Genomic DNA, 15,143 nt, shown 5'->3' on the forward strand with positions numbered 1-15,143 from the left:
CGGCAGGCAGACAGGCCATTTATATGTTTGCCCTGTCTGGAACCAGGCAATCAGGCCAATACTTCATCCATGAGCTCCATATCCCGGCTGCTCATCAGTTTCTCGATATCCACCAGGATGATCATGCGTTCGTCAATCGTCCCCAGTCCCTTGATATATTTCGTATCCAGTGCCGCGCCGAATTCCGGTGCAGCCTTCATTTGCTCCGTCGGCAAGGTGATAACATCCGACACCCCGTCCACCACGATACCGACCACCCGATTGAGCACGTTCAGGATGATCACAACCGTGAACTCGTTGTAAGTAGCCTCGCCGACGTGGAACTTGATGCGCATATCCACAATCGGCACGATCACCCCACGCAGGTTGATCACGCCCTTGATGAACGTCGGTGCTTTGGCAATAGCAGTCACCGCGTCGTAACCCCGGATCTCCTGCACCTTGAGAATATCCACGGCGTATTCCTCGGCACCCAGCGTGAAAGTTAGGTACTGCGCTGCAGCATCGCTCAGTGTCGTAGCATCGATTGCGCCGTGGCCGGTTTCTTGCATGGTTGACATCAAAGCCTCTCCAAAACGTTAAGTTGTGCATCGCGGCTAAGCTGCACCAGCGCCGCCACATCCAGAATAAGCGCCACTCGGCCATCGCCCATGATGGTGGCGCCCGATACGCCACGCACCTTGCGGTAATTGGTTTCCAGACTCTTGATCACCACCTGGTGCTGGCCGAGCAATTCATCGACAAACAATGCCACCTTGCCGCCTTCGAGTTCCAGAATCACCAGAATGCCCGTACACGGATCGACCGTACGTGGCGAGATATCGAAAACATCATGCAGTGCAACCAGCGGCAAATATTCGCCACGCACATGCACGACACGACCCTTGCCAGAAATGCCGGAAATATCTTCAGGTTTGGGCTGGAGCGATTCGACGATCATGTTGAGTGGAACAATGAAGACTTCTGTTCCCACCCCAATGGACATGCCATCCAAAATGGCCAGAGTGAGCGGCAGGCGCGTGGTAATGCGGGCGCCAACTCCTTCCTGCGAACTGATCTCGACGCGCCCACCCATGCCTTCGATATTGCGCTTGACCACATCCATGCCCACGCCCCGGCCCGAGACATCGGTAATTTGCGCAGCCGTGGAAAATCCGGGGGCAAAGATGAGTTGCCAGACCTCCTGATCCGGCGCATCGTCGTCAATGGCAATGCCGCGCTCGCGTGCCTTGGCCAGAATGCGCTCCCGGCTGAGGCCAGCCCCGTCATCGAGTACCTCGACAACAATATTGCCGCCCTGATGGAACGCCTGCAGGGTGAGTAATCCCTTGGCCGGCTTACCTTCTTGCAGACGTACTTCAGGCATCTCGATGCCATGGTCTAGGCTGTTGCGTACCAGATGAGTCAGCGGATCGGCCAGTCGCTCGATTAGACCTTTGTCGAGCTCGGTACTCTCGCCCACCATTTTCAATTCGACCTGCTTGCCGAATTTACCGGCCAGATCGCGCACCAGCCGCGGGAAGCGGCTGAATACCGAGCCAATCGGCAACATGCGGATCGACATCACGGCTTCCTGCAGATCGCGGCTGTTGCGATCAAGCTGGCCCATGCCGTTGAACAGGTTCTGATGCAGCACAGGATCCAATTGCGAAACGGTCTGCGCTAGCATGGCGTTGGTGATGACCAGTTCGCCGACCAGATTGATCAACTGATCGACTTTTTCGACGCTGACGCGAATCGAAGTTTCGGGCTCACGATCCGAGGCGCGACGACGGGGTATTTCGATGGGCGCGGCAGCCGCCGCGACAAGTGCTGCAGATGCGTTAGCCTCGGGTGGGGGCAATTCTGTGAAAAAACCATACCCCTGATCGTCTTGATCATCGTTGGGATTTTGCGGACTGACGGGATCAATGAAGAAACCAAATCCTTCTTCCTCGTTGGCCTCATCCGCCCACATCTCGGGCGCTTCACCAGGCACGGGTACGATGTGATAGCGATCTGCTTGGGCCACAAATGACAGCACATCTTCGATGGCTTGAATTCCGCCAGAGCAGGTCAGGCGACGAGACCATTTGCCCGGCAACGCCTCCAGCATCTGCAGCCCCCCCAATCGCTCCAGCTCGGATTGCATGGCTTGCAGGGTTTCTGGTGATTCATCCGACAAGGTGTAGTAGATATCGAAGGTAGACACTTGGGTTGTGTCCGCCAATGAACCAACAGCAGAGGTTTCAAAGGAAGGCTCCGATACTCGGCCGGAAGTTAGTTGCTCCATCTGCGCCACAATCTGTTCGGCTTCTTGCAGATCGTAATCTCCCCCATCACGATGACTACGAAGCTGTGCACGCAACACATCGCCAGCCTGCAGCGAGGCATCCACGATCTCTGGACACAATCCCAACTGTTGCTTGCGCACCAGATCAAGTAGTGTTTCCAGCACATGCGTAACTTCGGCCATATCGGTGAAACCAAAGGTACCACTCCCGCCCTTGATAGAATGCGCGGCACGAAAAATGGCGTCGAGATCTTCCGATTCTGGCGATGCAACATCCAGCGCCAGCAACAACCGCTCCATTTCTTCGAGATGCTCGCGCGTTTCCTCGAAGAAGGTCTGGTGAAACTGGCCGAGGTCGTAGCTCATCCCAGCACCTTTTTCACCACCTGGAGTAACTTGGCCGGATCAAACGGCTTGAGCAGCCAGCCCGTGGCACCCGCCTCGCGTCCTTGCACCTTCATGCTGTCACCGCTCTCGGTTGTCAGCATCATGATGGGAACACTCTGGTATTTGGGATGGGCACGCAGCGTACGGATCAGCGTCAGCCCATCCATCTTGGGCATGTTCTGGTCGGTAAAGATCATGTCGTACTGATCTGCCAGTGCCTTGCTGACGCCGGATTCCCCGTCTGCGGCTTCCACAACGGTGTATCCGGCACTTTTCAGAACAAATGACACCATCTGACGAATAGAGGCTGAATCGTCAACGGTGAGAATTTTTTTGGCCATTGCGCAACAACTCCATCAGAACATGTCCTGAAAAATTGTTGCACACGGTGTAACCAAAGCCATTACAGGTTAGGATGAAAACTATGTAGGTATTTTGCGGTATTTTTTGTAATCATTTTACCTACAAACACGCTTTACCCTGCCATGGAGTTTGTTTGAAAATTACAAAATATCATTGAAATAAAACATATTTTCCATTCATTTCATCGGGTTTCTTATTCAGGATTCATGGCACATCACAACTTGCCCCGACTTTGTCATCCATTAAAACAAAATCTAAAATGGCCTCCGCATTAGCCGTGAAGGGCCCTTTGCCATGCCTTACCAAGATTTCCCCAGCATCCTCGCTGAACCGCCCTCCGCTGCGGCATTACAGCGTTATGCCATGGAGATCTATGACCTATACCATCGTGCGCCCTGTGGCTATCACTCACTGGACGAGGATGGTTTCTATCTGCGCATCAATGCAACCGAACAGGATTTGCTGGGCTATTCGCATCAAGAATTGGTCGGCAAGATCAGATTCGCGGACTTGCTCACCCCAGAAAGTCGGAATGTGTTCATGCTGGGTTTTTCTCAGCTTTTATTGGGGGGCAGCGTGCATGATCTGGAATTGATGGTGCAATGCAAAGACGGACATACCGTGCCAGTGCTGCTCAACGCCACAGCATTGATAAATGCCAATGGCCATTTCGTGATGAGCCGATCATCCCTGCACGACATCTCCAGCCAGTGGCAAGACAGGCAGGATCTGCTAAATTCCCGCGAGCAACTGCGTGAATTATCCTCTCACCTTCAAACCGTGCGGGAAGAAGAAAAACGCGCCATTGCAAGAGAACTGCACGATGAGTTGGGTTGTATACTGAGTGCCCTGCGCCTGGATATTTCGCGCATGCAGAAGAAGCCGCCCACCGACCTGACCAGCCTGCAATCGATCACCAATGAAATGCTGGCCATGCTCGATCACGGAGTGCAAACCACGCGCCGATTGGTGTCGCAACTCAACCCCACCATACTGGACGACATGGGTTTACTACCGGCGCTGAATTGGCAACTACGCGAATTCGGCCTGCGGTCCGGCCTAAAATGCCATATCGAAATAGTAGGCGAGGTATCCGAGCTCGACAAACCCAGCAACCTAGCGATATTTCGAGTCCTTCAGGAAGCGCTAACTAATATTGCTCGGCATGCACAGGCAAATCGAGTCGATGTGTCTTTGATCTTCGAGGCCGATGTCCTGATTCTAGAAATTAGCGACGACGGCGGGGGCATTGATCCCGACATGGCTCGCAAACCGACATCTCACGGCATTCGGGGTATGGATGAAAGGATGCGCATGATTGGTGGATCTTTCAGCGTGCAGCGCCATCCCACCAAGGGAACTCAGCTTCAAGTTCGGATTCCCTTATCAGGTACGCCAGCATGATCCGTGTCTTTATCACCGATGACCATGTCATCATGCGGGATGGGCTCAAGCGCGTCATTGACGACGAAACCGATATGTCGATTGCAGGAGAGGCGGCCAACGGCGTTGAGTGCCTCAACTTCCTGCGCAATGGCCAATGTGACGTATTGCTACTGGATATCGCCATGCCGGGGCGCGATGGCATCAGCACGCTGAAACAGATCCAGCAGGAGTTTCCGCAACTCCCCGTATTAGTGCTCAGCATGTATTCCGAGGACCAGTATGCAATCCGGATGTTCAAGTTGGGCGCGAGTGGCTATCTGACTAAAGAGAGCGATTACGAACAGCTGGTCCAAGCCATTCGAAGAGTGGCATCCGGCAAGAAATACATCAGCCCAACGATTGCGGAGCTGCTTGCCGAAAGTCTGGGCGATGAAACACCGGAAACCCTGCACGCATCGCTATCCAATCGCGAATTGCAGATCCTGATGCAGATCGCTGCTGGCAAACCTGTCAGCCGTATTGCCGAGGAACTCTCGCTTAGTTCCAAGACCGTTGGCACCTATCGTGCCCGTATCTTGAAGAAACTGCATTTGAGTAATACGGCTGAATTGGTGCATTACGCTATCAAGAACATGGCCGCTTGATCGACACCAAGGCACCTCGAAAATGCCGCAAGCGGATTTGAAATCCAAGGATGTTTCCTGGGCTAAAACTGGGTGCCGAAGTGCTTCACTGCGCATCCTACAACTAGGCTTGAATGCGCAAAGCATTGCTGCCATTCACGCCAGCGACCTGGCTCTGCAAACTAAATGGCCGCTTTTACTTTTTCGGTCAAATTGGTGAACGGCAGCTTCCATTTCTGACAATGGCGGGTTTGGGCACAAAGTGTGAGTTCACCAGTGCCAATACTCGTAATCATGCCTGCCAGCTGCCCTACTTTATTGCAGCCATGGATGTTCATTGCCCACAGGATTCCGTACAGAGCGAATCCATAAAACTCAGCTTCTGCTCACGCGGTAACTGTTTGATCGCCCATTCAGCACGTGATGCCGAAGATCGGTCCGGAAAGTTGCAGGATGCAAGAATGCGGACAGGCGGGTTGGCTCGCGTAAACCGGGCACCTTTGCCATTGCAATGCGCTTCATAGCGGATCTCCAGATCGTTGGTGATACCCGCGTAATAGGCACCATTGCGGCATTCCAACAAATACAAGCACCACTGCTTGGTTTGCCGAGTCATCCGTTGCAGACCTGATTGAGGGTTTCGGGGCTGGAAATCAGTGAATTACCCTCACCCTGGATTTTCATGATTCGGGCATTGCGCGTCTTTTCCCACGCATCCACCGGGTAGGTCTTGGCCCAGGCACACCAGAGTTTCCGGTCTTGATTGCTTATGCTGAGGTTATAGCGCGTGTGCATGTACAGACTGATGCGCGCTGCACGACCACGCACTTCTTCACGCGGCTGGGTACGTTTGCCTTTGAAATCGACAATGGTTTTGCATTGGCCATACATGGGTTCAGGGTTTCGGGTCCAGGCACCATAGGCAAAGTTGCTGCGATCTCCATTCACTTCTCCCACAGCTGGCACCAGGTTGTTCAAGTCGCCTTCTGCCGCCTGAAAGACAGGGTCGGATTCAGTACAGTTTTTTCGGCCACCAGCCTGCCAACACTGACGCTGATGACCGATAGACCATGCCGGTACAACATGCTCCCATTCAATCCTGCTGGCTCGGTTTTCATTCTTGCGTGGTTCATAACCACAGCTCTCAAAGTCCACTTTATTGCCTGTGTATTTGCAGCCGCAGTAAAAATCTTCTTCCTCTCCTGCAAATATCGCAGGCAGTACTTTCTTGGCATTGGCAAAGTTACGATGCCCCACGGCACGCTTCCCGGACACCAGTTCAATGCTGCCGCCCTGGTAAGTGGTAGTCGGGTTCGTGGCCGTAGATGCAAGGGTGTCGGCCTTGGCCAAGACGGTCTCCCCAACATTGGCCAAGAATTTAACGCCGGGAGAGTGAGCAAATTTCGAAACTTGATGGTTATCGCAGCCAACAAGTAAGGCTCCGAGCAAGAAAACGGTATGTCGCATTATTGGAATTTTGGTTTGGGTTGGTTTGTTGAGTTTTACGAAGTCAGGCAGTTCGGCTGCACTAGCGTTTAAAGCAAGGTATCAGATGCCGGCTTTACCGGTTTCCTTGGAGCAGGAGTGGCCTGCATGCGTTCAGCAGGATAGTTGTGCAGGTAGGTTCGCGCCAACTCGGTATCGTTACAACTCAGCCAGGCGTCATAGTCGGAGGCCGGCACGATCACGAGATTGCGCTTTTCATCGCCTGGCTTGTGCATGCGTTTCATCAAGGGGTGGTCATCGGCGTTGATGGTGATCTGGGTAAAGGAATAACTCAGGCCGCCCTCCTCTTCCTGCCAGCTACGCCATAGACCCGCCACGGCAAAGGGTTCTTCATGGGTCAGGCTGATGCGGTAGCGTTCAGCCTTGCCTGTTTCATAGCAAGGTTCAAAGAAGCCCTGCATCGGCACCAGGCAAAGCTGGCCATGCTGCCAGGCTTGGCGGTAGCTTTTCAGTTGTCCGAGTGTTTCGGCTCGCGCATTCATCGTACTGTAGCGCACCCCAGGCGGCAGCTTGCGCTTGGGCAGAAAACCATAGTTGGCCAACACAGCAACACGCGATTGTTCATGGCCGACGATGATCGGGGCCGCATAGTCCTGCCACACCTCGCCCGCCCAATCGTCATCGGGTGGGAGTACCTTGAAGAAGTCCTGCAGTACCCGTTTCGGGACAGGGATGTAATTGACGCACATAGCAGACCGGGGGCATTGACGGATGCTTTCAGGATACCGCTACGGATGCGTTTGCGCTGCTTTGCATGCGCTGCAAAATCAGGCAGCACAGACAAGCCGTTTGAAATCAGCAGGATGACAACTCTATGCCCATCGTTATCCACAGAAATTGTGGATGAGCGTGCTGTCGCTCAGACAATCAACAACAGAATTGGAATAAGCAGCAGGCAAACCAGTACAACCGGATAGTCGGGGGAAGACAGATTCTGGCGGATCAATGCGGACATGACAGGCTCCTTGAAGGTTATCCAGCAACAGGCGGCAAGCAGGTTTTTGCCCACTTTCCAGTTATCGGTACAAACACATCAATGCAGAACGTTCGTTCTATAATAACAGCCTGATTTCATTTTTGGTACTGTTTATGTCTGTCTTGTTGCTTGGGCCTGTTCCTGCCTTGCCCGATCCTCCTGAGGTGTGGATTGCGGCCATGGGCAGTTCGGTTTCGGCAGGTTTTCCTTCTCCCGCCGAAGACTGGGTAGAAGATCGGGTCGATCTGAATCGGCGCTTTATTGTGCATCCGGAAGCCACGTTCTTTTTTCGGGTCTGCGGTGACAGCATGGTCAGCCCGCAACCGGAACGCTCCATTCCCAACAACGCGACGCTGATCGTGGATCGCTCGCGCGAGGCGAAACACGATGACATCGTGGTGGCCATCCTGGATGACGAATTCACGGTCAAGCGCCTCTACCGAAGAGGTAAGCGTCTGGCATTGATTGCCGAGAATCCCGCCTATGCGCCGATCGTCCTGAACGAAGAGCAAGAGCTGGCTATCTGGGGCGTGGTGACAGCCTGGATCATGGAGCCGCCATGATCGCGCTGGTCGATGTGAACAACTTCTATGTCTCCTGCCAGCGGGTGTTTGAACCCAGGCTCGAAGGCAAACCCGTGGTGGTGCTATCCAACAACGATGGCTGTGCCGTGGCACGCAGCAATGAGGTCAAGGCATTGGGGATAGGCATGGCCAAACCCTGGTATCAGATGCGCGACCTGGCCCGGCAGCACGGCATCATTGCCTACAGCAGCAACTATGCCCTGTATGCCGACATGAGCAATCGGGTGATGAGTATCCTGAGCCGCTTCAGTCCGCAGCAGGAGATCTACAGCATCGATGAGTGCTTTCTTGGTCTGGATGGCATCCTGCGCGATCACACGGAACTGGGACGCGAGATTCGGCAGACGGTGCTGCAATGGACTGGCTTGCCGGTCTGCGTCGGCATTGCGCCGACCAAGACGCTGGCCAAGTTCTGCAACCATCTGGCCAAGAAACGTCCGCAGTTTGGCGGGGTGTGTGAATGGGCGAAACTTAGCATGGCAGACCGACGACGTGTGATGCAGGAAGTCACCATTGACGAAGTGTGGGGCGTAGGCCGAAAGCTCTCAGCCCGGCTCAATCAGCAAGGTATCTTCACCGTGGCCGATCTAGCCCAAGCTGATCCGGAAACCATTCGCAGTCGTTACAGCGTGGTCTTGCAACGCACGGTACTGGAATTGCGCGGTCAGCCGTGTATCGATCTGGAAGATTCGGCACCGGATAAACAACAGATTCTGTGTTCGCGCAGTTTTGGCCAACCGATCTGCACCGAGCAGGAACTCGCCGAAGCAATCAGTACCTACGTTGCCCGTGCTGCCGAAAAACTCCGCAGGCAACAATCCGCTGCCGGCACTTTGGCGGTGTTCATTCGCACCAATCCGTTTCGGGAGCGAGATCCCCAGTACAGCAAACATGTGGCCGTACCGCTGTCTCTGCCTAGTGACGATACCCTGCAACTGACCAAAGCGGCGCTTTGGATTTTGCAGCGCATTTACCAACCGGGATACGCCTACGCCAAGGCCGGCGTGATGCTGCTGGAGTTGCAGCCGAACACTGCCATCCAGGGGCACCTGTTTCTGCAAAGCGCCGATCCGTTCAAACGTGCCCAACTCAATAGCGTCATGGATCAGATCAACCGGCAATGGGGACGTGGCACCGTGCGATTGGCCAGTGCCGGTTTCAATCAGGGTTGGAAGATGAAGCAGAACAATCTCTCGCCATCCTGGACAACCCGTTGGGAGGATCTGCCGGTGGTGCGTTAGTGAAGGCGATAGGTATCCCCGCTAGGGCATCAAAATAATTTTCACACATGGAAAGTTAATAATAATATAAATGTAATTATATTGAGAGATCAAACATGAATGCCACTATGCTGAACCCGATCCGAGCAGAACCTAAGTACTATGCCCGCCTGGCCGAAAAACAATTGCAGACCGCACAAGAGCAATTTCAGCTGGTGGCGGCACACAGTGCCAAATCTACCAGCCGGTATTGCGCGCAGGAATGCAAGTTGGAGCAGGCGCGTGCGATTCAGCGTGCAGTGACGGCCATCATTACGGGTCAGCGGGTGACGTTTTCCGATGGCGCAGCATTAAAGCATTGGCTGAAGAACGAGAAGTCATTTTGACTATGCCAGTGATGATTCACGAACACCTACCATCGTGGTCTCGTGCTGCTTTGCCCAGATGATAGGCAATCGGCTACGTAACAGCTGATTTAAATTTGTGTGCCTATGCCCATGGACGACATCTTCGACCACATCTGGCGCAAGCTGAACCAATCGACAGATCTTGCTGGCTTGTCCAAGATCGATACCCTCGGCGGCAGCAATCTCTGTCATAGAACTGAATCGCCCCTCATCCAGTAAGCATTGCCAGAAATGTGCCAGGCCGAGCGCTCGTATCAGTGCGCTATCCTGCCCTGCCCTCCATGCTTTCCTATCACGACTGGCCTCAGTCAAAAACTCCTGTGGTGCATCCAGAGGCGTAATGATTTTCCGCCGTATCCCGCGCCGGACCAACGTCAAGGGAATGAACGTTTCCATTTGGACCTCGCCTGCTGGACTGAGCGTCTCAAATGTCACAGGATCACCGTTTTGCACCCCTCTCCCATACTTGGCCATTCCGCCCTCCTAGCAAAAACTTGCAATGATCTCGCGCTGCGCAGGCCATTCCACAGGCAAACGATTACGCTGGAACCACATCAGCATCAATCCGCGCGGCTGCCGACCGTTCATCAATTGTTCGATAATATCGGGCGCCAATAGCGTCAATCTCAGTAGCTCATTGACGGTGGAATGATGCAAACCCTCATGGATGGCGATTTCTGACCCGCTCTTCATGACGTGGGTATCGAGCAAATGCTGCCAGTAAAAGGCACGCCCCAATCCCTCCAAAAACGTGGTGTCATAGACCGGCGCCACAGTAGTGCCCAGGCTCTGCACGCCGCGTTTCTTGCGGGTCAACGGCACGAAACTTTCCAGTTGGGCATTCATGGCAAGGCCTCTGTTTCCAGCAGTTCCACGCCAATACCTTCCGGCGTAAATTCGCCGATCAGCGCACGCCAGCCCAAGGCCCGCCATTTAATTCTCAGTCCCCCTTGAACCAGGTCAACACGCTCGATCATCAGATTGACAATGCGGTGACGTTCGATGGGATACAGTCGTTCCCAAATATCTCCCAGCCGGTGCATCGCCATAACCGTTGTTGGTTCATCAATATGCGCTCCGTTTTTCTGGATAAATTGACATACCGCTGCAATTGCTTCCGGACTCGACAATACCGTTTTGATCTGGGCAATCGCAGCAGCCTCGACTTCATCTGCAGGGATGCGCTCATGGGTTTTGCCATTGGCGCCAAAACGAATTTCCGACTTAGATACGTAATAGCAGTACTTGTGGCCCTTTTTACTGGTGTACGTTGGGTACATGCGCTCGCCGTCAGGGGTGTATAGCAGCCCTCGCAGTAAGGCATCCGTGCGCGATCGGATTTTGGTTTCTACCGATCGAGCATGGGAATCCTTGGCCAATATCTCGTGGACCCGTCCCCACAAGGCGTGATCAATGATTGCCGTATGAGCGCCCTGGTACCAGTTGCCCTTGTGCGACAATTCCCCGAGGTAGATGCGGTTGCGTAGTAGCTTATGCAGGTATTTCTTGTCTATGCGTGCGCCGCTGCGCATCTGACCCTCCTTGGTCAGCCAGGCTTTGGTCGTAATGCCCTCCGCTGTCAGGTTGGCGGCGATCTGCGTCGGCGAACCAATGGTAAGCATCTCCTCGAAAATGCGGCGCACCACCGCCGCCTCGGCATCATTGATGACCAGCAAGCGGTTGTCGACGTCGTAGCCCAGGGGCGGGACGCCGCCCATCCACATGCCTTTGCGTTTGGCGGCGGCGATCTTGTCGCGGATGCGTTCACCGGTGACCTCGCGCTCAAACTGGGCGAAGGACAGCAGGACGTTGAGCATCAGCCGACCCATCGAGGTGGTGGTGTTGAACTGCTGAGTGACCGAGACGAACGATACGCCATGACGTTCGAACACCTCGACCATCTTGGAGAAATCGGCAAGGCTGCGCGTCAGACGGTCGATCTTGTACACCACGACGATGTCGATCTGGCCCCGTTCGATGTCGGTCATCAGGCGTTTGAGCGCCGGACGTTCGGTATTTCCTCCAGAAAAACCCGGATCATCATAATCATCCGCGACAGGTATCCAACCTTCTGCGCGTTGACTGGCAACATAGGCATGGCCCGCCTCTTTCTGGGCATCGATGGAGTTGAATTCCTGGTCCAATCGTTCATCGCTGGATACACGGCTATATACGGCGCAACGCTTACGTGATTTGGCTTGGGCGATTTCACTCATGACCGATCCCCACCATTATTGCGTAATCCAAAAAAGGCGGGGCCCGACCACCGCGTACCGGCAATATGCCGGGCAACCGCTGAAAGGCTTTTGAAATGCAGCCCTTCATACTCGAAAGTTCCTTCTGCGGTGACCGTGACTTTGTGATCGCGATCCGCCCATTCCCGCACCAGGATCGTGCCTGGCGCCAGATGGATTTCAGGATATTGCTGACGTGATTTGATTTTGGAATGTTTGATGCCGATGTTGATCAACCGCTTGCGAGTGTCGGCAGACAGTCCACCGAAAACCGCTTCCTGCACTTTGTAAGCCACCCGGGATTCGATATAGCTGCGATTCGGGTTTTGTGGCCGATGCGGAAAATATTGATCCCACAAATTCCAAAGCTCTGTCATCGGCAATGTCGACAGGGCCGCAATCTGGGCAGAGACCGATTGGGTAGGCTCGTTCATGACCATTTCTCCATTTGGGAAGGTAGGACATGAACGCTCTTCGTCGGGGAACTAGCAAGTTGAAACTCGTGCTCTGCGGGTGTTTCAGCCACGTAGGTCCGGGTAATGGCGGCCGCAAGCATGGCGGTGATTTCTGCGGCACGCTCGGCAGCAGTGAGCACCGCGGGCTGAGGAAGTTCGAGTGTTTTCATGACAGATCCAAGGAGTGGAAACTGTCTCTCATCATGCGACGAAACGTACGAACAGGATGGTAACGCAGAGCAATTGGGTCAGAAAACAATCACAAACATTGCATTTTCCATACATTAAATTATGGTTAATTGTGCAATTCTGTTTTCATCCTTACTTCAAATGTATTTTCTTGATAAACCATGACTCGGTTTCCCAAGTTCACCGTGATAACAAAGCTCAACGATGTTGGACACAGGAATCCGGCCAATTCCCGGAGGCAATGAGTGGGCAAGAATTCTCTCAAAAACAGTAAACATCTCGCTGACCTGATTGAATCAACAAGCGTGCAAGCCTTAGCTCTGCTGGCACAGGTCGATATGTTTGCATTCCTTCGCATGCTCAGCACAGCCAAACAGGAGCATGAGGCACGCTCTGAGCTGCTTGAAACCATCCGCACAATCAAACAAGAAGACATCACCATCGCAGATCAGGAAGCGGTGCGTTTACTGCAGCTAGTGCGATTCCGCACAGAGGAGATGTTGGAGCATGCCTATCGCGAGATTGAATTCGAAAACCATCCGGAAATCACCACTTTCGACCGGTCTGCCGACGCGATGACTCGCTTGATCTGGATGCGGGTGCATGCACCACGCATTTTCGACCAGATTGAGACCATCTATCTCACGCATCATTTTCACGGCCACAAAAAATTTCTTGGCTTTACCGTACGGGATGGTGATAGCCGCGACTTCGTCTGGAATGAAGATGTTGCCCAAAAGTTGCAGGATGGTGTCAGCAAAATTCTTGGGCTGGATGATGAAACCCAAGCAAGTTGTGAAGTCATTCATTTCGAGATGGAAGACGGTGATGACGATGCAAAACGGTCCCTGCATTACCTGGTCGTCTACCATCCCGGGAAAATGAAACTCCTGCGCCAAATGAAAGATCGGCGGCGCGATCTCCTGCCATTTGTTCCCGCACTCGAGGCAACGCTCGTCTACGACCCCGTGAAAAACATGGTCCATGTTCTTTCCGAACGGCAAAAAACAGCGAAGCTCCTGGCCAACCATTTCTCAATGATCGGATTCGAAAAGCCTTTATCCAAACAACCGGTAGATACCGTCAGCTACGAGCTAGCTATGTTCAAAAATCCGATCAATTTGAAGGATGCCAATGTTTGCGGTGCCGTGATTGAGGATGCGTGGATTTCATCCTTAACCGTTACATTGGGGCACAGCCGACACAGTGTGACCTTGGCATTGGCCAACAGCGACAGCATTTGGGCCATCTCGACTCAGCACTTTGGAGAACTCAATCCGTTAACTAGCTGCCGCAGCGTTCAGGAAGTAAAACTTTCATTCGTCATCCGTTTCGATGGTGAGAAAGAATCGCGTGCCCTGGATATCACCGTCGATCAGCGTGGTTCGTGCAATCTACTTACCTTGCCTGATCCCAGATTACGTCGCTGTGGTGAAGATATTCTGATCTCTCTTGGCGTCATGAAGCGCGTGCGGCCTGTGGACATTGGTACAGATCTGGATTTATTCCATGCCGAAATTAAATTACTCGATCTTGCTGTCGACGAAGTGGATGGCCATGTGCTTTCAGTCCTTGGCTTGTCCGCGGCAGATCTCGTTAGCAAAGGTCTGCTAAAGAAAAAAACGCCAGGAGATTACATCACTGTGCCTGTTGAGGATGCGGATGGACAACTGGGGTATCGCCGTATCAAGGTACAGTTCAGTAGTCACAGCACCACCGCTCGTGATGATTTGACCGGACAAACCTATGATCTGTCAGATGCCAGTCTCTGCCGGTATGCAGTGGATAAGACTTACTTACGTGAACGGCTTGATCAACTCCTCAAGCCACAGCTAATAGATCAACCCATCAATCATGATGAGCATGAGCCCTTTCTGCTTGGCAATTATTGCATCGGCGACCAGAGAGTCCCGGTTGCACTGGTTTCTCACCTCTGGGATACCAAGCATGCCAACAAGATGGATACGGAACTGCGTCAGTTAAATCTTGGCTTAACCATCGTTCTAACCACTACTGTTGGACCACAGCGCCGATTTCTTGGTCCAGGCATTGTGGTGAGTGTGAATTCCCTGGTGAAGTTTGAAAACGGTGAAGTGATTTTGGACATGTCACCTGTTGCTGGTGAAGTACGCCGTTGGCAAAGTAACGCCAAAGTGACTCAAGAACCCAACTTGATCAAGGAAGCAGACGGGCGCAGCGCATTACTCATTGGTCCGTGGCCTGAGCCTTGGTCTCTGACAAAGAAGGAATGGGTTGATGTGGTCGAGGTTTTCGTCAACGCATGGAAATCGGGCAGGCGGAAATTGACACGCCCCCAGCTTGTCACTGATTCCGGTATCGAATTTAGATCAGTCACTGAGCTATTCCGGGGCGGACCGGAATGGAATACCTATATTCGCGGCGCTGATGGCAAAGATAAGCCCCGACTCTGGGAGTTGAATATTGGCCTACCAGATACCCATGCCGTTATCGCTTTGCCCACGGCCAATATATTTGAGGAAGAAATCGTATAAAAAACATGGCTGTGTGATTTCTGTGTAA

17 protein-coding genes are annotated in these 15,143 nt (G+C 53.2%); 6 read left to right on the plus strand and 11 right to left on the minus strand.

Annotated elements, in window-relative coordinates:
- Positions 1 to 50 precede the first annotated feature (50 nt).
- The 3 genes from AC0KVQ_RS09765 to AC0KVQ_RS09775 are packed head-to-tail and all read right to left on the minus strand — an operon-like array spanning position 51 to position 3,000.
- Positions 51 to 560: a chemotaxis protein CheW gene (locus tag AC0KVQ_RS09765; RefSeq protein WP_473420967.1), complete on the minus strand. Its 510-nt coding sequence runs from the start codon at positions 558 to 560 to the stop codon at positions 51 to 53.
- Entirely contained in the window at positions 560 to 2,638 is a 2,079-nt protein-coding gene (locus tag AC0KVQ_RS09770) for a chemotaxis protein CheW (protein ID WP_473420968.1), read from the minus strand. Before AC0KVQ_RS09770 ends, AC0KVQ_RS09765 begins: the two co-directional genes overlap by 1 nt.
- Positions 2,635 to 3,000, minus strand: coding sequence for a response regulator (locus AC0KVQ_RS09775; protein ID WP_473420969.1), 366 nt, complete (start codon positions 2,998 to 3,000; stop codon positions 2,635 to 2,637). Before AC0KVQ_RS09775 ends, AC0KVQ_RS09770 begins: the two co-directional genes overlap by 4 nt.
- Before the next feature lie 316 nt (positions 3,001 to 3,316).
- On the opposite strand from AC0KVQ_RS09775, the gene AC0KVQ_RS09780 reads away from it, so the two are divergent.
- Positions 3,317 to 4,426 carry a PAS domain-containing sensor histidine kinase gene (locus AC0KVQ_RS09780; protein WP_473420970.1) on the plus strand — a complete coding sequence of 370 codons (1,110 nt, stop codon included), beginning with the start codon at positions 3,317 to 3,319 and terminating at the stop codon, positions 4,424 to 4,426.
- On the plus strand, positions 4,423 to 5,052 hold the full coding sequence (locus AC0KVQ_RS09785) for a response regulator (RefSeq protein WP_473420971.1): 630 nt from the start codon (positions 4,423 to 4,425) through the stop codon (positions 5,050 to 5,052). Before AC0KVQ_RS09780 ends, AC0KVQ_RS09785 begins: the two co-directional genes overlap by 4 nt.
- 313 nt (positions 5,053 to 5,365) lie before the next feature.
- On the opposite strand, the gene AC0KVQ_RS09790 is transcribed toward AC0KVQ_RS09785, so the two are convergent.
- The 3 genes from AC0KVQ_RS09790 to AC0KVQ_RS09800 form a co-directional block, all read right to left on the minus strand.
- On the minus strand, positions 5,366 to 5,647 hold the full coding sequence (locus AC0KVQ_RS09790; RefSeq protein WP_473420972.1) for a GIY-YIG nuclease family protein: 282 nt from the start codon (positions 5,645 to 5,647) through the stop codon (positions 5,366 to 5,368).
- A complete protein-coding gene (locus AC0KVQ_RS09795) occupies positions 5,644 to 6,381 on the minus strand; it encodes an endonuclease (protein ID WP_473420973.1) in 738 nt (245 codons plus the stop codon). The genes AC0KVQ_RS09790 and AC0KVQ_RS09795 overlap by 4 nt, the downstream gene beginning before the upstream one ends.
- 185 nt (positions 6,382 to 6,566) lie before the next feature.
- The gene (locus tag AC0KVQ_RS09800) at positions 6,567 to 7,226 is read right to left on the minus strand and encodes an SOS response-associated peptidase (protein WP_473420974.1); all 660 of its coding nucleotides are present in this window, start codon (positions 7,224 to 7,226) and stop codon (positions 6,567 to 6,569) included.
- 400 nt (positions 7,227 to 7,626) lie between these two features.
- On the opposite strand from AC0KVQ_RS09800, the gene AC0KVQ_RS09805 reads away from it, so the two are divergent.
- The 3 genes from AC0KVQ_RS09805 to AC0KVQ_RS09815 all read left to right on the plus strand — a co-directional run bounded on the left by AC0KVQ_RS09805 (position 7,627) and on the right by AC0KVQ_RS09815 (position 9,703).
- Positions 7,627 to 8,076 carry a LexA family protein gene (locus tag AC0KVQ_RS09805; RefSeq protein WP_473420975.1) on the plus strand — a complete coding sequence of 150 codons (450 nt, stop codon included), beginning with the start codon at positions 7,627 to 7,629 and terminating at the stop codon, positions 8,074 to 8,076.
- Entirely contained in the window at positions 8,073 to 9,338 is a 1,266-nt protein-coding gene (locus AC0KVQ_RS09810; RefSeq protein WP_473420976.1) for a Y-family DNA polymerase, read from the plus strand. Before AC0KVQ_RS09805 ends, AC0KVQ_RS09810 begins: the two co-directional genes overlap by 4 nt.
- A gap of 107 nt (positions 9,339 to 9,445) precedes the next feature.
- On the plus strand, positions 9,446 to 9,703 hold the full coding sequence (locus tag AC0KVQ_RS09815; protein ID WP_473420977.1) for a hypothetical protein: 258 nt from the start codon (positions 9,446 to 9,448) through the stop codon (positions 9,701 to 9,703).
- Here the strand turns inward: AC0KVQ_RS09815 and AC0KVQ_RS09820 are convergent, their stop codons facing one another.
- From AC0KVQ_RS09820 to AC0KVQ_RS09840, 5 genes are read right to left on the minus strand one after another with little or no spacing between them, the layout of a single operon-like run.
- Complete coding sequence (locus tag AC0KVQ_RS09820; RefSeq protein WP_473420978.1) at positions 9,704 to 10,198, minus strand: hypothetical protein; 495 nt, start codon at positions 10,196 to 10,198, stop codon at positions 9,704 to 9,706.
- 9 nt (positions 10,199 to 10,207) lie between these two features.
- Positions 10,208 to 10,570: a hypothetical protein gene (locus tag AC0KVQ_RS09825; RefSeq protein WP_473420979.1), complete on the minus strand. Its 363-nt coding sequence runs from the start codon at positions 10,568 to 10,570 to the stop codon at positions 10,208 to 10,210.
- Entirely contained in the window at positions 10,567 to 11,940 is a 1,374-nt protein-coding gene (locus AC0KVQ_RS09830; protein WP_473420980.1) for a recombinase family protein, read from the minus strand. The genes AC0KVQ_RS09825 and AC0KVQ_RS09830 overlap by 4 nt, the downstream gene beginning before the upstream one ends.
- Complete coding sequence (locus tag AC0KVQ_RS09835; protein ID WP_473420981.1) at positions 11,937 to 12,392, minus strand: DUF2924 domain-containing protein; 456 nt, start codon at positions 12,390 to 12,392, stop codon at positions 11,937 to 11,939. Before AC0KVQ_RS09835 ends, AC0KVQ_RS09830 begins: the two co-directional genes overlap by 4 nt.
- Positions 12,389 to 12,583 (minus strand): hypothetical protein, encoded by a 195-nt coding sequence (locus tag AC0KVQ_RS09840; protein WP_473420982.1) that lies wholly within the window; start codon positions 12,581 to 12,583, stop codon positions 12,389 to 12,391. The genes AC0KVQ_RS09835 and AC0KVQ_RS09840 overlap by 4 nt, the downstream gene beginning before the upstream one ends.
- Positions 12,584 to 12,847: 264 nt before the next feature.
- On the opposite strand from AC0KVQ_RS09840, the gene AC0KVQ_RS09845 reads away from it, so the two are divergent.
- On the plus strand, positions 12,848 to 15,115 hold the full coding sequence (locus tag AC0KVQ_RS09845; RefSeq protein ID WP_473420983.1) for a hypothetical protein: 2,268 nt from the start codon (positions 12,848 to 12,850) through the stop codon (positions 15,113 to 15,115).
- Positions 15,116 to 15,143: the final 28 nt, after the last annotated feature.

The organism is Formivibrio sp. oc-25 (genome assembly GCF_055810895.1).

Coding starts and splice junctions, on each gene's coding strand:
- AC0KVQ_RS09780 (WP_473420970.1), top strand. CDS start 3,317: ATGCCTTACCAAGATTTCCCCAGCATCCTCGCTGAACCGCCCTCCGCT.
- AC0KVQ_RS09800 (WP_473420974.1), bottom strand. CDS start 7,226: ATGTGCGTCAATTACATCCCTGTCCCGAAACGGGTACTGCAGGACTTC.
- AC0KVQ_RS09835 (WP_473420981.1), bottom strand. CDS start 12,392: ATGAACGAGCCTACCCAATCGGTCTCTGCCCAGATTGCGGCCCTGTCG.
- AC0KVQ_RS09825 (WP_473420979.1), bottom strand. CDS start 10,570: ATGAATGCCCAACTGGAAAGTTTCGTGCCGTTGACCCGCAAGAAACGC.
- AC0KVQ_RS09810 (WP_473420976.1), top strand. CDS start 8,073: ATGATCGCGCTGGTCGATGTGAACAACTTCTATGTCTCCTGCCAGCGG.
- AC0KVQ_RS09785 (WP_473420971.1), top strand. CDS start 4,423: ATGATCCGTGTCTTTATCACCGATGACCATGTCATCATGCGGGATGGG.
- AC0KVQ_RS09840 (WP_473420982.1), bottom strand. CDS start 12,583: ATGAAAACACTCGAACTTCCTCAGCCCGCGGTGCTCACTGCTGCCGAG.
- AC0KVQ_RS09790 (WP_473420972.1), bottom strand. CDS start 5,647: ATGACTCGGCAAACCAAGCAGTGGTGCTTGTATTTGTTGGAATGCCGC.
- AC0KVQ_RS09815 (WP_473420977.1), top strand. CDS start 9,446: ATGCTGAACCCGATCCGAGCAGAACCTAAGTACTATGCCCGCCTGGCC.
- AC0KVQ_RS09775 (WP_473420969.1), bottom strand. CDS start 3,000: ATGGCCAAAAAAATTCTCACCGTTGACGATTCAGCCTCTATTCGTCAG.
- AC0KVQ_RS09805 (WP_473420975.1), top strand. CDS start 7,627: ATGTCTGTCTTGTTGCTTGGGCCTGTTCCTGCCTTGCCCGATCCTCCT.
- AC0KVQ_RS09830 (WP_473420980.1), bottom strand. CDS start 11,940: ATGAGTGAAATCGCCCAAGCCAAATCACGTAAGCGTTGCGCCGTATAT.
- AC0KVQ_RS09770 (WP_473420968.1), bottom strand. CDS start 2,638: ATGAGCTACGACCTCGGCCAGTTTCACCAGACCTTCTTCGAGGAAACG.
- AC0KVQ_RS09820 (WP_473420978.1), bottom strand. CDS start 10,198: ATGGCCAAGTATGGGAGAGGGGTGCAAAACGGTGATCCTGTGACATTT.
- AC0KVQ_RS09765 (WP_473420967.1), bottom strand. CDS start 560: ATGTCAACCATGCAAGAAACCGGCCACGGCGCAATCGATGCTACGACA.